At 68.8% G+C, this 18,325-nt stretch carries 13 protein-coding genes and 1 pseudogene; 12 read left to right on the top strand and 2 right to left on the bottom strand.

Annotated elements, in window-relative coordinates; genetic code table 11:
- Positions 1-121: 121 nt before the first annotated feature.
- Both ACFYPM_RS30415 and ACFYPM_RS30410 read left to right on the top strand, forming a co-directional pair.
- Positions 122-607 (top strand): annotated as a pseudogene (locus ACFYPM_RS30415) (RICIN domain-containing protein); the annotation flags it as partial.
- Between the two features lie 433 nt (positions 608-1,040).
- On the top strand, positions 1,041-2,426 hold the full coding sequence (locus ACFYPM_RS30410; protein ID WP_387204271.1) for an RICIN domain-containing protein: 1,386 nt from the start codon (positions 1,041-1,043) through the stop codon (positions 2,424-2,426).
- Between the two features lie 81 nt (positions 2,427-2,507).
- On the opposite strand, the gene ACFYPM_RS30405 is transcribed toward ACFYPM_RS30410, so the two are convergent.
- Positions 2,508-3,278 (bottom strand): FadR/GntR family transcriptional regulator, encoded by a 771-nt coding sequence (locus tag ACFYPM_RS30405; protein ID WP_387204268.1) that lies wholly within the window; start codon positions 3,276-3,278, stop codon positions 2,508-2,510.
- A gap of 258 nt (positions 3,279-3,536) precedes the next feature.
- On the opposite strand from ACFYPM_RS30405, the gene ACFYPM_RS30400 reads away from it, so the two are divergent.
- From ACFYPM_RS30400 to ACFYPM_RS30370, 7 genes are all read left to right on the top strand, one after another.
- Positions 3,537-4,688: an ABC transporter substrate-binding protein gene (locus ACFYPM_RS30400; protein ID WP_387204265.1), complete on the top strand. Its 1,152-nt coding sequence runs from the start codon at positions 3,537-3,539 to the stop codon at positions 4,686-4,688.
- A gap of 182 nt (positions 4,689-4,870) precedes the next feature.
- Complete coding sequence (locus ACFYPM_RS30395; RefSeq protein WP_387204262.1) at positions 4,871-5,674, top strand: carbohydrate ABC transporter permease; 804 nt, start codon at positions 4,871-4,873, stop codon at positions 5,672-5,674.
- A complete protein-coding gene (locus ACFYPM_RS30390) occupies positions 5,674-6,501 on the top strand; it encodes a carbohydrate ABC transporter permease (RefSeq protein ID WP_387204259.1) in 828 nt (275 codons plus the stop codon). The genes ACFYPM_RS30395 and ACFYPM_RS30390 overlap by 1 nt, the downstream gene beginning before the upstream one ends.
- 1 nt (position 6,502) lies before the next feature.
- Positions 6,503-7,726: a mandelate racemase/muconate lactonizing enzyme family protein gene (locus tag ACFYPM_RS30385; RefSeq protein WP_357254358.1), complete on the top strand. Its 1,224-nt coding sequence runs from the start codon at positions 6,503-6,505 to the stop codon at positions 7,724-7,726.
- A 107-nt stretch (positions 7,727-7,833) separates the two neighbouring features.
- Positions 7,834-8,859 (top strand): zinc-binding dehydrogenase, encoded by a 1,026-nt coding sequence (locus tag ACFYPM_RS30380; protein WP_387204255.1) that lies wholly within the window; start codon positions 7,834-7,836, stop codon positions 8,857-8,859.
- Complete coding sequence (locus ACFYPM_RS30375) at positions 8,856-9,617, top strand: SDR family NAD(P)-dependent oxidoreductase (protein WP_387204252.1); 762 nt, start codon at positions 8,856-8,858, stop codon at positions 9,615-9,617. Before ACFYPM_RS30380 ends, ACFYPM_RS30375 begins: the two co-directional genes overlap by 4 nt.
- A 70-nt stretch (positions 9,618-9,687) precedes the next feature.
- The gene (locus ACFYPM_RS30370; RefSeq protein WP_387204249.1) at positions 9,688-10,695 is read left to right on the top strand and encodes an aldo/keto reductase; all 1,008 of its coding nucleotides are present in this window, start codon (positions 9,688-9,690) and stop codon (positions 10,693-10,695) included.
- An 84-nt stretch (positions 10,696-10,779) separates the two neighbouring features.
- Here the strand turns inward: ACFYPM_RS30370 and ACFYPM_RS30365 are convergent, their stop codons facing one another.
- Positions 10,780-14,328: a ThuA domain-containing protein gene (locus ACFYPM_RS30365; protein WP_387204246.1), complete on the bottom strand. Its 3,549-nt coding sequence runs from the start codon at positions 14,326-14,328 to the stop codon at positions 10,780-10,782.
- Between the two features lie 527 nt (positions 14,329-14,855).
- On the opposite strand from ACFYPM_RS30365, the gene ACFYPM_RS30360 reads away from it, so the two are divergent.
- Genes ACFYPM_RS30360 through ACFYPM_RS30350 form a run of 3 tightly spaced genes read left to right on the top strand, consistent with a single transcriptional unit; the run spans position 14,856 to position 18,324 of the window.
- The gene (locus tag ACFYPM_RS30360; protein WP_387204243.1) at positions 14,856-16,367 is read left to right on the top strand and encodes a sugar ABC transporter ATP-binding protein; all 1,512 of its coding nucleotides are present in this window, start codon (positions 14,856-14,858) and stop codon (positions 16,365-16,367) included.
- Positions 16,364-17,338 carry an ABC transporter permease gene (locus tag ACFYPM_RS30355; RefSeq protein WP_387204240.1) on the top strand — a complete coding sequence of 325 codons (975 nt, stop codon included), beginning with the start codon at positions 16,364-16,366 and terminating at the stop codon, positions 17,336-17,338. Before ACFYPM_RS30360 ends, ACFYPM_RS30355 begins: the two co-directional genes overlap by 4 nt.
- A 2-nt stretch (positions 17,339-17,340) precedes the next feature.
- Entirely contained in the window at positions 17,341-18,324 is a 984-nt protein-coding gene (locus ACFYPM_RS30350; RefSeq protein ID WP_387204237.1) for an ABC transporter permease, read from the top strand.
- Position 18,325 lies beyond the last annotated feature (1 nt).

The following is an 18,325-nucleotide window of genomic DNA, read 5'->3' as shown; positions in this document are numbered from 1 at the left end:
GGTCTCCCGCTGCACCGGCATCACCACCTGGGGTGTGCGCGACTGTGACTCGTGGCGTGGGTCGGACAACGCCCTGCTCTTCGAGTGCAGTGGGACCAAGAAGGCCGCGTACACGAGCGTTCTGAACGCCCTCAACGCCGGCTCGACCACGCCCACCACGCCCCCGCCGAGTAGCGGGGTGGACACCAGCGCCTGGTACGTGTTGCTCAACCGCAACAGCGGCAAGGCGTTGGACCTGTACGCCTCGGCCACCACCGACGGCGCCCGGATCAGCCAGTGGTCGCGGAACAACGGCACGAACCAGCAGTGGCAGTTCGTGGACTCCGGCGGCGGCTTCTACCGGTTGAAGTCCCGGCTCTCCAGCAAGGTGCTCGACGTCAGTGGCTTCTCCACCGCCGACGGCGGGGCCATCGTGCAGTGGTCCGACCTCAACGGGACGAACCAGCAGTTCCGGCTCGCCCAGTCGGCCGACGGTTACCAGCGCCTGATCAACCGCAACAGCGGCAAGGCCGTCGAGGTGCAGGGCGCGTCCACCGCCGACGGAGGAAACATCGTCCAGTACGCCGACTGGGGCGGCACCAACCAGCAGTGGCAACTCGTCCGCATCGGATGACGACAGTCATGAACTAGTGGGACACCGTAGCGGCCCGCCCCATCCATCGGGGCGGGCCGCTACGACCGTCAGCGAACCTCGTCCATCGACTGTGAGCGATAACAGGACAGGCGTCAGGTCGTCCCCGGGCCGCCGAGGCTGTGGGTTTCGCCAGCCACCCGAGCCCCTGCTGGCGGCCGTCGTGGCCGTGTCGGACAGCGGTTCCGATAGACGTCGGTCGTTTGACGTATGACGTCGTTAGCGCTAATTTCCCAGACGCGGGCGGCGCGGCGACAAGGTCGATCGCTGGCCTGGCCGGGCGCGTGTTCCGGCGGCCGCAACCCGCCCGCGTACCCCCGACGTGCCGACGCCACCACCAGACGCTGGCACACCCCAGGGCACGCGCGCGCGTTCTGCTCGTGGGTGACCCCGATCGAAGGAGTGGACCATGAAGTCCATCGGTGAGGTTCGTCCCGCCTCTCCACCGAGACGTCGTTGGCGGTCAGGGTTGGCCGCCGCGGCGGCCGCGCTCATGGCGGCCGGCACACTCGTCGCGGTCAACGCGGCGCCCGCGGCGGCGGCGACGGTGGACACCAGTGCCTGGTACGTCCTGGTCAACCGCAACAGCGGCAAGGCGTTGGATCTGGTCTCCTCGGCCACCACCGACGGCGCCCGGATCAGCCAGTGGACGCGCAACAACGGCGTGAACCAGCAGTGGCAGTTCGTCGACTCCGGTGACGGCTTCTACCGGGTGAAGTCCCGGCACTCCGGCAAGGTTCTCGACGTCAGCGGCCGCTCGACCGCCGACGGCGGGGCGATCGTGCAGTGGTCCGACAACAACGGCACCAACCAGCAGTTCCGGTTGGCCGACTCGGACGGCGGCTACGTCCGGCTGATCAACCGCAACAGCAACAAGGTGATGGAGGTGCAGGGCGCCTCCACCGCCGACGGTGGCAACATCGTGCAGTACGACGACTGGAACGGCACCAACCAGCAGTGGCAGCTCGTCCGCACGGACGGCAGCAACCCGCCGCCGTCGGGTGGCAGCGGGTGCGGCAAGGCGCCGACGCTGGCCAGCGGCACGCACACGATCCAGAGCAACGGCAAGACCCGCACCTTCATCCTGCGGGTGCCCGCCAACTACAACAACAGCAACCCCTACCGGCTGATCTTCGCGTTCCACTGGCGCGGCGGCACGATGCAGGAGATCGCCTCCGGCGGCACCAGCGGGACCCCGTGGTCCTACTACGGGCAGCAGGAGCAGTCGAACAACAGCGCGATCCTGGTCGCGCCCCAGGGGTTCGGCAACGGCTGGGGCAACGCCGGCGGTGAGGACATCGTCTTCGTCGATGACATGATCAGCCGGATCGAGAGCAGCCTCTGCGTCAACCCGAGGCAGCGGTTCGCCCTCGGCTTCAGCTGGGGTGGCGGCATGAGCTACGCCGTGGCCTGCGCGCGGGCCAACGTCTTCCGCGCCGTCGCGGTCATCTCCGGTGGGCAGATCAGCGGTTGCAGTGGCGGTACGCAGCCCATCGCGTACTTCGGGCTGCACGGCATCTCGGACAACGTCCTGGGCATCTCCGGTGGCCGGGCGTTGCGCGACACGTTCGTCCGGAACAACGGCTGTACCGCGCAGAGCCCGCGCGAGCCGGCGGCCGGCAGCCGCACGCACGTCACGACCACGTACTCGGGCTGCCGGGCCGGTTACCCGGTGCAGTGGGCCGCGTACGACAACGGTCACATGCCCGGCCCGGTCGACGGCACCTATGCCGAGAGCGGCATCACGACCTGGACGAAGGGCGAGATCTGGAGGTTCTTCGCGCAGTTCTCCTGACCGGCCCTGCCGACCTGGTCGGCCGCTGGCGGCGCCTGCTCCCGTACCTCGGGGGTGGGCGCCGCTTCGTCGTCCGGCCGGTCAGCGTTGCAGACGAACCGGCTTGCCGGAGCCGCTGCGGCGGACCAACCAGGCCTCGGTGATGTGGGTGAACATCGCCGCGGCGGCACCCTCGGAGTCGTGCGCGGCGATGCGCTCGTAGATGCGCCGGTGGCCCCGGTTGGACGCCACGCACAGGGAGCGTTCGGTCCGGCCCATGTAGCGGGCGGTGTTGATGACCTGACTCTCCAATGCTCGCACGACGCCGCGAGCGATGCGGTTACCGGACGTCTGCATGATCGCGTCGTGGAAGGCCCGGTCGTGCTCGTGGTAGGTGACGTGGTCGTCGACGAGCTGGTCCATCCGGTCGACCATGGCGCTCAGCCGGTCGATGGTCTGCGCGTCGGCGAGCCGGGCGGCGACGTTCGCCATGTCGGCTTCCAGCACCCGCCGGGTGACGACGAGATCGTCGAGGATGGCGAGGCTGTCGTCCTGGGCGATGGTGGCCCCGAGGACGAGTTCGTCGAGCATGTCCCACTGCGCCGCGGGGGTGACCATGGTCCCGGCACCCTGGCGCACCTGCACCAACCCCTTCTCCTGAAGGATCTTGACCGCCTCCCGGACGACGGTCCGGCTCACCGAGAAGGTCTCGCAGAGGATCGGCTCGGGCGGTAGGGACGTCCCGGACGGGTGCACACCGCGTACGATGCGCTCCACCAGTTCGGCGGTGACCGCGCGGGCCAGGTTGGTCGGTCGACGCACCCACGCCGGTGTCACCGGGCTGTTCAGGGCCGTCTCCTGCGATGGCGTCATGTCCCCTCCGAAAGGCTCGCCGTGGCACGACGTCTGGCTCAGTGTACGGCTGAGTATTGACGTCACACGTCATACGAGTTACGTTCCGGGCAACATTGGCACGGCGGCGCGTCCGCCGGCCACCCCCACTTTCTGAGGTGACAACTGATGAGACAGCGCGCAATATATTCGGCCGTCCTCGTTGTGGGCCTGGCCCTGGCCGGTTGTGGAAGTGCTAGCGATTCAAGCTCGTCAAGCGGGTCGGACAGCAAGCTCGTCGTGTGGGACTGGAAGTCCGGCGAGCCGTTCGCCAAATCCTATCTGGACAAGGCTAAGGCCGACTTCAAGAAGAAGCACCCAAAGGTTGAGGTCGAGTTCGTAGCGCAGCCCTTCGACCAGTACTACACGCTGCTCGGTGCGGCGATCCAGTCCGGCAAGGGCCCGGACGTCATGCTGTTCAACGGCGGTGGCCAGATTCGCGACCGGGTTGACGCGCTGGTGCCGATCACCGACTACGTGGCCGAGGACAAGCAGCGGCTGGCCGGTTGGGAGGCGTTCACCAAGGACGGCAAGGTCTACGGCGTCCCGGTGACGCTCCAGGGCTACCCGATCTACTACAACAAGGAGGTCTACCGCAAGGCCGGCCTCGACCCGGCGACCCCCGCCGCCACCTGGGACAAGTTCGTCGCCGACTGCGCCGCCATCTCCAAGGCCGGCTCCAAGTGCTTCGCCCTCGGCAACAAGGAGGGCGTCGGCATCCAGTTCTGGCTCTCCAGCATGGGGTCGGTCACCCTCACCGCCGCGGAGTACGACGCCTGGATCACCGGCAAGCGCGACTGGAACTCCCCCAACGTCAAGCGGATCTTCCAGCTCTGGAAGGAGACCGGTGACAAGAAGATGAACAGCGACGGGGCCAACTCGACCGCCATGTTCAACGACTCCTTCGCGCTCTTCCAGTCCGGTAAGGCCGCGCACGTCATGGGTCTGATGTCGGACGTGGGGCACTGGCAGGACTTCAACGAGTTCCTCACCCCGGAGAAGCTCGGCGTCATGAAGGCCCCGGTCGTCACCGCTGGCACCACCCCGAGCCTTCCGTACGACGGTGGCATCGGCTACGCGGTCGCCAAGTGGACGAAGGACCCGAAGGTGGCCGCCGACCTGGCGCGCTCCCTGAGCTCGGCCGACGCTTTGAAGGCCTTCTACGCCGACGCCGGCGCGATCGCCGCCGACACCACCATCGACGTGTCCGCGGGCGGGCCCGCGGTCTCCACGATCGTCGGCGAGCTGAAGAGCGGCAAGCCCGCGCTGCACGTGGCGCTCTCCTCGAAGACGCTGGACCTGATGGGGCGCCTCTCCCAGCAGCTGCTCAGCGGTTCGATCAGCGTCGACGAGGTGGTGAAGCAGTTGGCCGCTTCCGACCAGGCGGGCTGACCCTCGTGTCAATTGGAAACACGCAACCGTCGGTCCGTCTGGCTCAGGCCGGACGGGCCGGCGGGGCGGGGCCTACCCCCGCCACCCATCGGCATGGTGCGCAGCCTCGTCGCACCCGCGGCGGCCTGCGGGCCGAACGCTTCGCTCCCTACATCCTTGTCGCTCCGGCCATCCTGATCATCGTGGTGCTGCGGCTCTATCCGCTGCTCCTCGGCGTCAACTTCTCCTTCACCGGCGACGGTGCGCAGAACGGGACCGCTGTCGGGTTCGGCAACTACCGCGAGCTGTTCCACGACCCGCTGTTCCGGACCGCGCTGAGCAACGTCGGGCTGCTGGTGCTGTTGCTCCCGGTAGCGGTGGCCATCCCCGGCCTGCTCGCGACGTTCATCTACCTGCGGGTGCCCGGCCACCGCTTCTACCGCAGCGTGTACTTCTTCCCCGCGGTGCTCTCGCCGGTCATCGTCGGCGCGATCTTCAACCTGTTGCTCGCTTTCGACGGCCCTCTCAACGCCATCCTCGGGTCGTTCGGCGTCACTGCGGTGGACTGGCTCGGTGACCCGGACATCGCGATGTTCATGGTGGTGGGCGTGCACATCTGGGCCACCTTCGGAATGGCCCTGGTGGTGTTCCTCTCCGGCTTCGCCACGCTGGACCCCGCGCTGCTGGACGCCGCCCGCGTCGACGGGGCGTCGCTACGCCAGGTGGTCTGGCACGTGATCGTGCCGGCCCTCTCGCGCACCATCCAGTTCGTCTTCGTGACCACGATGATCGGGATGCTGACCTCGATGTTCGGGCTGCTCTACGTCATGACCAGCGGCGGGCCGGAGGGGTCGACGTACCTGCCGGAGTTCTACATCTGGAAGCAGCAGGGTCAGATGAACCGTCCCGCTCTCGCGTCGGCCGCGTCGACGATCCTGTTCATGATCATGCTCGTGGTGGGGCTGTTGCAGATCAAGTTGCTCGAACGATCCGGAAAGGAGGATTGATGTCTCGGGCCCGCCTGGGATGGTGGCTGCTCGCCATCCCCATGTCACTACTCGCGCTGGCGACGATCTACCCACTGCTCTTCACCGCCAACGTCGCGATGAAGACCCGCCGTGACTACATCCTCGACCGGTTCTCCCTGACCGACGCCCTGCGCTGGGAGAACATCAGCACGGCGTGGAACAGCGTCGGCATGGGCCGCTACTTCGTCAACTCGCTGTTCGTGGTGACGGTGTCGGTACTGCTGCTGCTCCTGCTCGGTTCGATGGCCGGCTTCGCGCTGAGCCAGCTGCGGTTCCGTGGCTCGTCGGCGCTGTTCCTGGGTTGCCTCGCGGGGCTCTTCATCCCGTTCCAGGTGATCATGGTGCCGCTGTCCCGGATCATGGCCGACACGGCGCTGATCGACACGTACCCCGGTCTGATCCTCGTCTACGTGGCCCAGTTCCTGCCCTTCACCGTGTTCCTGATGACGAGCTACTACCGGGGCATCCCACCGGAGATCATCGACGCGGCACGGATCGACGGCAACACCGTGTACGGCGTGTACCGCCGGATCATGTTGCCGCTGGGCACCCCGGCACTGCTGTCGGTCGGCATCCTCAACGCCCTGTTCTGCTGGAATGACGTCCTGATGGCGCTGGTGATGATGCCCTCGGCCGATCACCGGACGCTCATGATCGGGGTGACCTCGTTGCGGGGGCAGTACTCGGACAACATCCCCACGTTCGCCTCCGGGGTGCTGATCGCCGCCATACCCGTCCTGTTGGTTTACCTGTTCCTCCAGCGCCAAATTGCCGACGGTGTAGCCGCCGGTTCCACGAAGGGTTGACATGCGGATCACGGGATATCGGACGCTCACCACGGTCCAGGAATGGGGGCGGCCCGTCGGCGATGCCAACGGCGTGTTCCCCGACGGGGTGGTTCCGGTCTCGATCGTCATCGTCGACACCGACGAGGGCGTCTCGGGAGTCGGCCTCGGGCCGCACGTCGAGATCGAGCGGATCTTCGCAGCTATCGAGGGCGAAGACCCCCGTGCCGTGACGACCCTGTACGACCGCATGTTGCGGCACACCTTCAAGGCGGGCCACGCCGGCCCGGTGTTCGGCACCATCGGCGCACTGGACACCGCACTCTGGGACATCAAGGCGCAGGCCGCCGGCGAGCCGCTGTGGCGGCTGCTGGGCGGACGTGACCGGCGGGTCAACGCCTACGCGTCCGGCCTGGACATCGGGCTCACCGACGACGAACTCGTCGCGGAGTACGAGGTCTACGCCAGTCACGGCCTGCGTGCCGCGAAGCTCAAGGGCGGCCTCGACATCGAGCGCGACCGGCACCGCCTCACCCTGGTCAAGGAGGTCCTGACCGAGGCGGGGCACGGCCGGCGACCGGGTCTCATGCTCGACGTCAACGAGGCCTGGACGCGCAAGCAGGCCGTCCGGCACGTCTGCGAACTCGAACGCTCCCTCGACCTCATCTGGATCGAGGAGCCCGTCCGACGCTGGGACGCCGAGGGCCTCGCCGCTGTCAGCCGGGGAGTCTGCGCGTCGGTCGCCACCGGGGAGAATCTCACCGGGCTCGAACAGTACCGTCCGCTGCTCGCCGCCGGCGCGGTCGACGTCGTCCAGATGGCCGCCGTCTGGGGGGTCACCCACTTCCTGCGGGCGTCCGCCCTGGCGCACGCCTACGACCTGCCGGTCAGCCCGATCGGCAACAGCCCGATCGGGCTGCTGCACGCCGCGACCTCGGTGCCGAACCACCTGACGAGTGAGTTGCAGGACCTGCACCCGCCGGTCGGCGTCTCCGTCGACCTGCACGTCGAGGACGGCGCCTTCATTCTCGGCGACGCACCCGGGCTGGGTGTCCGCATCGACGAGGAGCGGATCCGGACGGCCAACCACCGCCCGCAGGCGCAGACGGCCGAGAGCCCCAACGTCCGGCCGGAACGGGCCGGTCGACGGCTGCTGGGCGGAATCGACGGGGTCGTCCCCGCCCGCCAGGTGCCCGTCGTGCCGCTGAACTACCGCAACGAGGTGTCGCCCACCGGGCGGCACTGAGCTGACCGCCAGAAACAGGGAACGCGTGGGTGCACCGCCATCGCGGTGCACCCACGGCCATGTCCGGTCGGCACGAACGACGTGCCGGCCGTCGAGACGGAGGATCGATGAAGGCAGTCGTCTACCGGGGGGCGCGAGACCTCGGAATCGAGGAGCGCGACCCGGTCCCGCCGGGTCCCGGCCAGGTGCGGATCGAGGTGGCGTACACCGGAATCTGCGGCACCGACCTGCACATCTACCACGGCGACATGGACGCTCGGGTCGGTGACTCCGCGATCATCGGGCACGAGATGTCCGGCCGGATCGCGGCCGTCGGGCCGGACACCACCGGCTGGAGCATCGGGCAGCCCGTCACCGTGCTGCCGACCCGGCCGTGCGGAACGTGCGCTGCCTGCCAGCGCGGGCACTCCCACGTGTGTCACGCCATGAACTTCCTCGGCATCGACTCGCCGGGTGCCATGCAGTCCTACTGGACCGTGCCGGCGGAGCTGGTCCTGCCGCTCCCGGAGGATCTGCCGCTGGACCACGCGGCGCTCGTCGAGCCGGTCGCGGTCGCCGTGCACGACGTCCGACGGGGGAACGTGACGGCCGACGACCAGGTGGTCGTGGTCGGCGGTGGGCCGGTGGGGGCGCTCATCGCCGTCGTCGCGCAGGGTCGCGGCGCGCGGGTGCTCCTCGTCGAGCCGGATCCGTTCCGTCGGGAGGTGGCGGCCGGGATCGGGATCGAGGCCGTCGACCCGGGCGCGACGGACGTCGTGGCACTTGTCAACGAGCGCACCAACGGCGCGGGCGCCGACATCGCCTTCGAGGTGTCCGGCTCCGCCGGCGGCGTCACCACCGCGGTCGACGTCCTCACCACCCGCGGTCGGCTGGTGATGGTGGCGATCCACCCCCGGCCCCGCGAGGTCAACCTGCACCGGTTCTTCTGGCGTGAGCTGGAACTGCTCGGCGCGCGGTTGTACCAGCGCGACGACATGGTGGAGGCGATCCGGTTGGTCGCCTCGGGCGAGATCCCGGCGCGACAGCTCATCTCCCGGGTGGAGCCGGTCGAGGCGGCCAGCGCCGCCTTCGCGGCCCTGGAGGGTGGCGGCGTGATGAAGGTGCTGCTCGATCTGCGGGAGGGAAACCAGTGACGGCCCTTTTCGACCTGTCCGGACGCGTCGCCGTGGTCACCGGCGCCCGGCGCGGCATCGGCCTCGCCATGGCCGAGGCCCTGGCGCTGGCCGGCGCCGACATCGTGGGCGTCTCCGCTCAGCTCGAATCGGATGGCAGTGAGGTCGAACGCCGGGTGCGCGCCGCCGGCCGCCAGTTCACCGCGCTGCGTGCCGACCTCGGCGACCGGACGGCCGTACATCAGTTGGCCCGGGATCTCACCGCGCTCGGACCGATCGACATCCTGGTGAACAACGGCGGCACGATCGCCCGCACCCCGGCCGCCGAGCACCCGGACGAGATGTGGGACCACGTCATCGAGGTGAACCTCAGCAGCCAGTTCGTCCTGAGCCGGGAGATCGGCCGGACGATGGTGGAGCGAGGCCGTGGGAAGATCATCTTCACTGCCTCGCTGTTGAGTTTCCAGGGCGGCATCACCGTCCCCGGCTACGCCGCGTCGAAGTCGGGCATCGCCGGGCTCACCAAGGCGCTGGCCAACGAGTGGGCGGCCCGAGGGGTGAACGTCAACGCCATCGCCCCCGGCTACATCGCCACTGACAACACCCAGGCGCTGCGCGACGACCCCGACCGCAACCAGGCGATCCTCGCCCGGATCCCGGCGGCCCGGTGGGGTCGCGCCGACGATCTCGGCGGTGCCACGGTGTTCCTGGCGTCCTCGGCGTCGGACTATGTCAACGGGGTCGTGCTACCCGTCGACGGCGGTTGGATGGGCCGATGACGGGCGGGCCGGTGCCCCTGGTGAGCCGCGGTGGCGAGCCCGTTCGTCGGGTGCCCGGGCTGGCGGCGTCATGAGGACGCGAGCGCTGCCGCGTCGCCCGCAGGTGCGTCTCACCGAGCTGGGGTTCGGCGCGGCCCAGGGCGGAAACCTGTATCGGGCGACGACGGACGAGGAGTTCGCCGCGGCGGTCGACGCGGCGTGGGCGGCGGGCGTCCGGTACTACGACACTGCGCCGCACTACGGACTCGGGCTGTCCGAACGCCGCCTCGGCGCCGCGTTGGGTCAGCGGCCGCGCGACGAGTACGTCGTGTCGACGAAGGTCGGACGACTGCTGGTGCCGTCACCCGAGAACGCGCACCAGCGGGACTCCGAGGGGTTCGACGTTCCCGCGAGCCACCGCCGGGTGTGGGACTTCAGCCGCGACGGCGTTCTTCGCTCGATCGAGGCCAGCCTCGAGCGCAGCGGGCTGGACCGGATCGACATCGTCTACCTGCACGACCCCGACGAGCATTGGGAGCAGGCCGCGCACGAGGCCGTGCCGGCCCTGCTCGACCTGCGTGACCAGGGCGTCGTGGGTGCCATCGGCGCCGGGATGAACCAGTCGGCGATGCTGGCGCGGTTCATCCGGGAGACCGACGTCGACGTGATGATGTGCGCCGGGCGGTACACCCTGCTCGAACAGGGTGCGGCGGACGAGCTGTTGCCGATCGCGGAGAACCGGGGGGTGGGCGTGGTCATCGCGGGCGTCTACAACTCGGGGTTGCTGTCGCGGGACCAGCCGCCGGCCGACGCCGTCTACAACTACCAGCAGGCCCCACCCGAGGTGATCGAGCGGGCGCGGCGGATCGCCGCGGTCTGCGAGACGTACGGGGTGACCCTGCCGCAGGCGGCACTCGCCTTCGTCCGCAGGCATCCGGCCGTGGTGTCGACGGTGGTCGGCGTCCGCACCGAGGCGCAGGTGACCGAGACGGTACGACGGTCCGACGTCGCCGTACCGGAGGAGTTGTGGGGCGCCCTGACGGCGGCCGGGTTGCTCGCCGTGGCGCCCGGACCGGGCACGGCGGACCAACCGAACTGACAAAAACGTCCCGGCCGGGACCGGCTCCGATTTCCGGACACCGGTCCCGACCGGGACGTCATCTGTTACCGCGACAGCGGCAGGTCACACTGCGGTGAACCGCCACTGCTGGTTGGCCGCGCTGGTGCAGTTCCACTGCAACACCCGGGCGCCGTCGGCCGTGGAAGCACCGTTGACGTCCAGGCAGAGGCCGCTCAGCACACTCTTCACCGTGTACACGCCGGAGGTTCCCGTCGCGGTGGCGGTGAACTTCTGCTGGTTGCCGTTGTTGCAGGTGGCCTGCTGGAGGAAGGCACCCGCCGCGGTCGAGCTTCCGACCACCTCGACGCACTTGCCGCTGTGCACCGCCTTGAGGTTGAGCGCGCCGTTACCGGCGTCGACGGCCTGCCACCTCTGGTTGTTGCCACCGGTGGACGCCCACTGGGTGATCTGGGCGCCGTCGGCGGTGGAGACACCGCTGACGTCCATCAGCTTGTTGCTGTGCTGCGCCGTGACCGTGTAGGTCTTGCCCGCCAGGCCGCCGCCGGTGCCGGTGCCGGGTGTCCCGATGCCGTTCCCGCCGAAGGTGTGCGAGTCGAGATCGAACGAGTTGCTGGCGTTCTTGAACACCATGTAGAGCGTCTGCGTCCCGCTGAGCGCGGCGACGCTCACCGGAGTCGTGGACTGGTAGTTGTCCCAGCCGCCCGTACTGGGCACCGTGGTGGTGGCCAGCAGGGTGCCGGTCGGCGAACCGGCGCGCAGCTCGATCGATCCGCCACCGGATGGCGACGAGACCCGGTAGCTGACCGTCGAGATGCCCGACAGGTTCATCGGGCTGAACGCGATCCAGTCGTTGGTGGAGATGTCACCGATGCGCTTGGTGCTCTCCGCCGCCGCCTGGTCGACGACCCGGATGCCGGACTGGCTGCTGAAGTACTCCGACTGCTTGTGCTTCGGCTGCAGGATCGCCTGCGCGGTGCCGGTGAGCGGGGACCCGCCCCCCGAGCCGCCGTTGTCGGTGTACCGCGCGTTCAGCACGTAGAACAGGTTGGCGCCATCGGGGTGCCCACCGAGCAGGTCGGTGGAGATGGTGCCCGAGCAGCCCGGGTATTCGGTGGTCTCGTGCGCGTGGTCGTCGTGACCCAGCGCCGGGTTGAGGATGACCTTCGAACAGTCGACAGTGCCGCCGTCCGGATCGGTCACCGTGATCTGGTAGGACACCTTGTCACCGAAGGTCAGCATGCCTCCGTTGCCCGGTGTGGTGATGGTGACCACCGGGGCGCTGTTGCCGACGGTGATCGGGACGTTGGCGAAGCCGGTCTTACCGGTGCTGTCGGTGACCTTCAACTGGGCCGTGTAGTTGCCGTTGGAGGTGTACGTCTTCGACGGGTTCGCCGCCGTCGAGGTGGTGCCGTCGCCGAACGTCCACAGGTAGCTCAGCGTGTTGCCGTCCGGGTCGGACGTGCCCGCGCTGCTGAACTGGACGGTCAGCGGCGAGGAGCCGCTGGTGGGTGTGCCGGTGGCCTTGACGATCGGTGACCGGCCGCCCTGGATGTAGTCGATCCGGTAGAGCCCGGAGTCGCTGTTGCCGCCACCGAAGTTGGTGCCCCACTCCAACAGGTAGAGCGAGCCGTCCTTGCCGAACTCCATGTCCATCGGCTTGTTGAACCCACCGCTGGGCAGGAACGGGTTGGTGCGGGTCACCGCCGAGGAGGAGTCGAAGTGCACCTCCTTGATGTAGTTGCGCGACCACTCGTAGAAGAAGTGCACGCCGTCGTAGTAGGACGGGAACTTCGTCTGGGACGGGTTCGACGCGTCGTAGCGGTAGACCGGGCCGCCCATCGGGGCGGAGCCGCCGGAGCCAAGCTCCGGGAAGGTCGTCGAGGTGGGGTAGCCGTACCAGATGTTCGGCATGACGACCGGCTTCAGGCTGGTCAGTCCGGTGTTGTTGGGTGAGTTGTTGACAGGTGCCGAGCAGTTGAACTTCGAGCCGACGACGCCGGTGTCCGGGTTGTACGGGGCGTAGGGCTGGTTGTTGCCGTGGCAGAACGGCCAGCCGTAGTTGCCGGGCGTCTTGATCACGTTGAGCTCGACCAGGCCCTCGGGACCACGGTTGGTGGTGGGCGGGTTGCGGTCCGGCCCGTAGTCGGCCAGGTAGACCCAGCCGTTGGCGGGGTCGATCGAGAAGCGGAACGGGTTGCGGAAGCCCATGGCGTAGATCTCCGGCTTGGTCTGCGCCGTGCCCTGGGGGTAGAGGTTGCCGCTCGGGATGGTGTAGCTGCCGCTGGCTCCGGGGCGGATCCGCAGCAGCTTGCCGCGCAGGTCGTTGGTGTTGCCCGCGCTGCGGGCGGCGTCCAGGTTGGACTTGCCCGAGCGCCAGTCCAGCGGGGCGTAGCCCTGCCAGTTCGGGTCGAGGTTCGGGGGCGTGTCGTCACCGGTGCCGATGAAGAGGTTGCCGTCCGGACCGAACTCGATGTAACCGCCGGTGTGACCGGGCTCCGGGAACGTCCGGTCCCGGTACGCCGGGATGTCGATGATCGTCACGCCGCTGGACGTGTTCAGCGTGTCGCCGCTCATCGTGAAGCGGGAGACGCGGTTGACGTCGGTCGAGCTGCTCGCCGGCGAGTGGTACAGGTACACGTACCCGTTGGTGGCGAAGTTGGGGTCCAGCGCCATGCCGGTGAGGCCGTCCTCACCGCCGGTGTAGACGCTCAGCGTGCCGGCGGTCACCGTGCTGTTGGTGGAGGGCTTGAAGATCTTCAGCTGCCCGCCGCGCTGGGCGTAGAACACCCGCCCGTCCGGGGCCACCGCCATCGCCATCGGGTCGACGGTGTTGTCGTCCAGGGTGCGCTTCTCGAAGTTGCTCCAGACGGTGCCGCCGCAGTCACCGGGAAGGTTGCCGGCGGCCCACTTGATGCCACCGAGGACGTGGTTCTGGAAGTTCGTCTCGCTGTAGGAGGCGATCGCGTGGCCCATCGCGGTGGCCCACACCCGCCCGCCGCCGGTGTTGCGACACCAGGAGATCGGGTGGTCCGGGCCCATCGCCCGGGAGCCGGGGTTGTAGGTGCGCTCGTCGGCGGTCACCAGCACGTGCACCTTGCCCCGCGGGTTGGAGTCGAAGTTGTACCACTCCTCGCTGCGGTTCCACCGGTCTGGCAGACCGGCCGTCGACGGGTGCTGCTTGTCGGCGACGATGGCGGTGCCGGGCAGCACGCCGGGGGAGTGCTCCGGCATGTGGGCGCCGCCGTTGATGGTGTTGTCCCACCACGGGTATTCGGTGTCGATGCCCATGTCGGTGGCGTTGTGGATGGCCACGATGCCCTTACCGCTGGCGAGGTAGCCCTCCACCGCCTGGCGCTGGGCGGCCGAGGTCCAGACCATGCCGGAGGTCTGGAGCATCACGATGACGTCGAAGGTCGCCAGGTTGGCAGCGGTGAAGACGCTCGAGTCCTCGGTGGCCACCACCTCGAAGTTGTTCGCGGTGGCCTGCTGCTGGAGCATCGCGATCCCGGCGGGGATCGAGTCGTGCCGGTAGCCGGTGGTCTTGCTGAACACCAGGGCGCGGAAGGCGGGGGCAGCCGACGCCGGTGGTGCGAGTCCGAGAGCCAGTAACAGGCCCGCGATCACCGAGATGATCATCGTATTACGACGCATGGCGTCTCCTAGGTTGGACGGGCAACTCCGAGTGCGCCCACGGGCTCACCCTGCGTCAGGTTGTGCCTGGTCGCACGGGTGGGCACGAGAGCGTTTGGTCTGTCCTCGTGCCGTTCGCCGAAACGGCAGTCAGACCCGCGGGACATCACAGAGGGTGATGGCGGCTGTGGTTCGTGTCCCGTGGTCCACAAGGTCAGGATGAGCTAGAGATTAACGGCTGTCAATGAATGGGGTGACGTCCGACGTCTTGCCCTGATGACGACGGCCATGTCCGAATCTCTCGCGCACGGCGTCGCTGCCGGCCGAGTGACGGCCCTGGCAATCAGCCCCGGTCGAGGATTGCGGACCTGCATCCAAACATCTATGTTCTTCATACGTGTGATGTTTCGTCGATGTCAAGAGAATGTTCGCAACATAAAAACGGAAGTCTCCGCGGCTGGCTGCGAAAGTTCCTGGTCCGGCCGCGAGCGGGTCGGACGCCGGCCTGTGCACCATGTTGATGACTACTATCTGTGAGGGCTTTCGGGATGTCAGATCCGCCGCCGTCGCCGCTGCTCACCCTCCGGGGCATCGGCAAGTCATTCCTCGGGGTACGCGTTCTCGACGGGGTCGACCTCGATGTCATGCCGGGCGAGGTCCACGCCGTTGTCGGTGAGAACGGTGCCGGCAAGTCGACCCTCATGAAGATCGTCTCGGGCGGGTACGCCCCGGATGAGGGCACCGTCGAGTTCGCCGGTGAGTCGCGTACGTTCCGTGGTCCACGCGACGCCCAGCGGGCCGGCGTCGGCATCATCCACCAGGAGTTCAACCTGCTGCCGGAGCGCACCGTGGCGGAGAACGTCTACCTGGGCCACGAGCCGGTCCGGCGCGGGCTGGTCGACCGTCGGGAGATGCTCGACCGCACCACGCGCCTGCTCGCCTCGATCGGGGAGACCACGTTGCCCGCCGACGCCCGGGTGGGGCAGCTCGGCGTCGCCCAGCAACAGGTCGTCGAGATCGCCAAGGCGCTCGCCCTGGACGCGCGGCTGCTCATCATGGACGAGCCGACCGCGGCGCTCGCCGACCACGAGGTCGAGCTGCTCTACGGGTTGGTGCGCCGACTCCAGGAGCGGGGCATCGGCCTGCTGTACGTCTCACACCGGCTCGCCGAGGTCTTCGACCTGTCCAGTCGGATCACGGTCCTCAAGGACGGCCGCCGAGTGACCACCGTGGACACCGCGAACACCACCGGCGACGAGTTGGTGCGGCACATGGTCGGCCGGGAACTGTCCAGCTACTACCCGGACCGGGCCGCCCCCGAGGACCGGGGTCCGGTGCGGCTCAACCTTCGCGACGTGGGCAACCGGAAGTTGAGTGACATCAACCTCCAGTTGCGCGCCGGCGAGGTGCTCGGCATCGGCGGCCTCCAGGGCTCCGGGCGGTCGGCGCTGGCCCGTGCGATCTTCGGGGTGTCGCCGTTCACGACCGGCGACGTCACGCTCGACGACCGGCCGGTCCGACTGCGCTCACCGCGCACCGCGATGCGGGCCGGCATCGCCTACGTCACCGAGGACCGCAAGGGCGAGGGGATCGTCCCCCGGCAGTCGGTCCTCGACAACGCGCTGCTCGCCAGTCGGGCCGTCTTCGCGGCCCGGTCCGGCCGCGCGGCCCGGACCGTTCGGGTGCGCGAGTTGCTCAATGCAGTGGAGGTCCGTGGTGCGGGCGACGACCAGGAGATCCGGTTCCTGTCCGGCGGCAATCAGCAGAAGGTCGTGCTGGCCCGCTGGCTCGCGCTCAACCCGCGGATCCTGCTCTTCGACGAGCCGACCCGCGGCATCGACGTGGGCGCGAAGTCGGCCATCCACGACCTCGTCCGCCGCCTCGCCCGCGACGGTGCGGCCGTGTTGATGATCTCGTCCGATCTGCCGGAGCTGCTGGGCATGAGTGACCGCATCATCGTCATGCGGGACGGCCGCGTCGCGGGCGAGTTGCCCGCGGGCGCGAGCGAGGAGGACGTCGTCACCCTGGCGATCGGGGCCGTGCAGGAGGCCGCCGCATGAGCGCCCTGTCGCTCCTGCCGGCCCGCCGCCCCGTACCGGGCGTCTTCGTGGCCCTGACCCTCACCCTCGCGGTCGGCTGGCTTGTCGTCCTCGTCGACGGTGGCCAGCTCTTCAACCAGAGCACGACGGTGAGTCTGCTGCACGTGGCGGCCGGCCTCGGGCTCGTCGCCGTCGGCCAGACATTGGTCATCCTGGGAGGGTCGCTCGACCTGTCGGTGGCGTACGTGATCAGCCTCAGCACCCTCGTCGCCGCCGAGACGATGAACGGCAGCGACGGCGCGGTGCTGCCGGCGATCGGCCTGGTCCTCGTCGTCAGCGCCGGCATCGGGCTGTTCAACGGGCTCCTCGTCACCAAACTCCGGGTCAACGCGTTCATCGCGACCCTCGGCGTCGGGCTGCTGCTCAAGGGCTACCTCGACAACGGCTACGACGGGCCGGCCGGCACCACCGCGCCCTCGCTGGTGCAGGCGCTCGGCTACCAGCGCATCGGGCCGGTGCCGGTGTCGTTCCTGCTGTTGGTTGCCGTGACCGCGGCGGCCTGGTTCGCGCTCTCGAAGACCCGCTTCGGTCACCACCTGGTCGCCGTCGGCGGGGACCCGGAGGTGGCTCGGCTCTCCGGCGTCCGCAACGACCGGGTCCTGGTCACCGCCCACGTGCTGTGCTCGATGTGTGCCGGGCTCGCCGGCATCTACCTCGCCAGTCGCCTCGGCTCGGGCGCGCCCCGGGTTGGCACCGAGGGCCTCTACGACCTGGAGTCGATAGCCGCGGTGGTGATCGGCGGCACCGCCCTCGCCGGTGGGCGCGGTGGCGTCATCGGCACGGTCGGGGGTGTGTTGCTGCTCGCCAGCATCGACGCGATCTTCAACCAGTTGGAGGTCGACGCCTTCTTCAAGCAGGTGATCCGGGGCGCGATCATCATCGCCGCGGTCGCCGTCTACGCCCGCCGGGCCATGCGAAAGGCGGCTGCCTAGTCATGCAGACCGTTCAGCGCCGTACGCTGCCGCTGCGTCTTCCGCGGGTCCGTCCCGGTGGCATCCTGCCGATCCTCGCGATTCTCGCGGTGTTGGTGGTCCTCGTCGGCATTCGACAGCCCGACTTCCTCTCCCCTCCGTCGCTGATGTCGTTCCTCGGGCGTTCGGCGCCGATCATCCTGCTCGCCGCCGGCCAGTACTTCGTGATCGTCTCCGGCGAATTCGACCTCTCGGTCGGCTCCCTGGTCACCGCGCAGGTGGTCGTCGCCGCCCGGCTCATCGACGGCGACCCGGCGCGTACCTGGCCCGTGGTGCTGCTCCTGCTCGCCTTTGGTGCGCTCGTCGGGCTGGTCAACGGCCTGATCACGACACGGCTGCGGGTGCCGTCGTTCATCACCACCCTCGGCATGTTCCTGATCCTGGTCGGCGCGGTCTACCTGTGGTCCGACGGCGCCCCGAAGGGTGGCCTCTCCGAGGAGTTCCGGCGGTTCGGTCGGCGGGCCTTCGAGGACGTGCCGGTGCTCGGTCGCGTGCCGTTCGCGTTGCTGGTCCTGGTGGCCCTGGCGGTGGTGGCCGTGCTGCTGATGCGGTCCGACTTCGGCCGGACGCTTGTTGCCGTCGGCGACAATCCGCGCACCGCCGAGCTGAGCGGCGTTCGCGTCTGGCGTACCCGCACGATCGCCTTCATCCTCAGCGGCCTCGCGGCGGCGGCCGCGGCGATCCTGCTGGGCGGCTACAGCGGCGTGTCGTTCCAGGCCGGCGCCGGCCTGGAGTTCGGTGCGATCACCGCTGTCGTCCTCGGTGGCGTCGCACTCGGCGGGGGTCGTGGTTCGGTCGTCGGCGCGATGCTCGGTGCGCTGACCCTCGAGCTGCTGTTCGCCCTCATGAATTTCTACGGCGTCTCCGGCGCCCTCAGGTCGACCGTCCAGGGCGGGATCATCCTGCTCGCCGTGGCGGTCTCGGCAACGCGTTCTTCGTCCAGATAAA

The organism is Micromonospora sp. NPDC005203, from assembly GCF_042872705.1.
Taxonomy (GTDB): Bacteria; Actinomycetota; Actinomycetes; order Mycobacteriales; family Micromonosporaceae; genus Micromonospora.
This window is presented reverse-complemented; position numbering and strand designations above follow the sequence as displayed.

Excerpts from the sequence above, each read along its gene's own strand:
- ACFYPM_RS30360 (WP_387204243.1), top strand. The coding sequence starts at position 14,856 with ATGTCAGATCCGCCGCCGTCGCCGCTGCTCACCCTCCGGGGCATCGGC.
- ACFYPM_RS30385 (WP_357254358.1), top strand. The coding sequence starts at position 6,503 with ATGCGGATCACGGGATATCGGACGCTCACCACGGTCCAGGAATGGGGG.
- ACFYPM_RS30355 (WP_387204240.1), top strand. The coding sequence starts at position 16,364 with ATGAGCGCCCTGTCGCTCCTGCCGGCCCGCCGCCCCGTACCGGGCGTC.
- ACFYPM_RS30370 (WP_387204249.1), top strand. The coding sequence starts at position 9,688 with ATGAGGACGCGAGCGCTGCCGCGTCGCCCGCAGGTGCGTCTCACCGAG.
- ACFYPM_RS30350 (WP_387204237.1), top strand. The coding sequence starts at position 17,341 with ATGCAGACCGTTCAGCGCCGTACGCTGCCGCTGCGTCTTCCGCGGGTC.
- ACFYPM_RS30410 (WP_387204271.1), top strand. The coding sequence starts at position 1,041 with ATGAAGTCCATCGGTGAGGTTCGTCCCGCCTCTCCACCGAGACGTCGT.
- ACFYPM_RS30365 (WP_387204246.1), bottom strand. The coding sequence starts at position 14,328 with ATGCGTCGTAATACGATGATCATCTCGGTGATCGCGGGCCTGTTACTG.
- ACFYPM_RS30390 (WP_387204259.1), top strand. The coding sequence starts at position 5,674 with ATGTCTCGGGCCCGCCTGGGATGGTGGCTGCTCGCCATCCCCATGTCA.
- ACFYPM_RS30405 (WP_387204268.1), bottom strand. The coding sequence starts at position 3,278 with ATGACGCCATCGCAGGAGACGGCCCTGAACAGCCCGGTGACACCGGCG.
- ACFYPM_RS30380 (WP_387204255.1), top strand. The coding sequence starts at position 7,834 with ATGAAGGCAGTCGTCTACCGGGGGGCGCGAGACCTCGGAATCGAGGAG.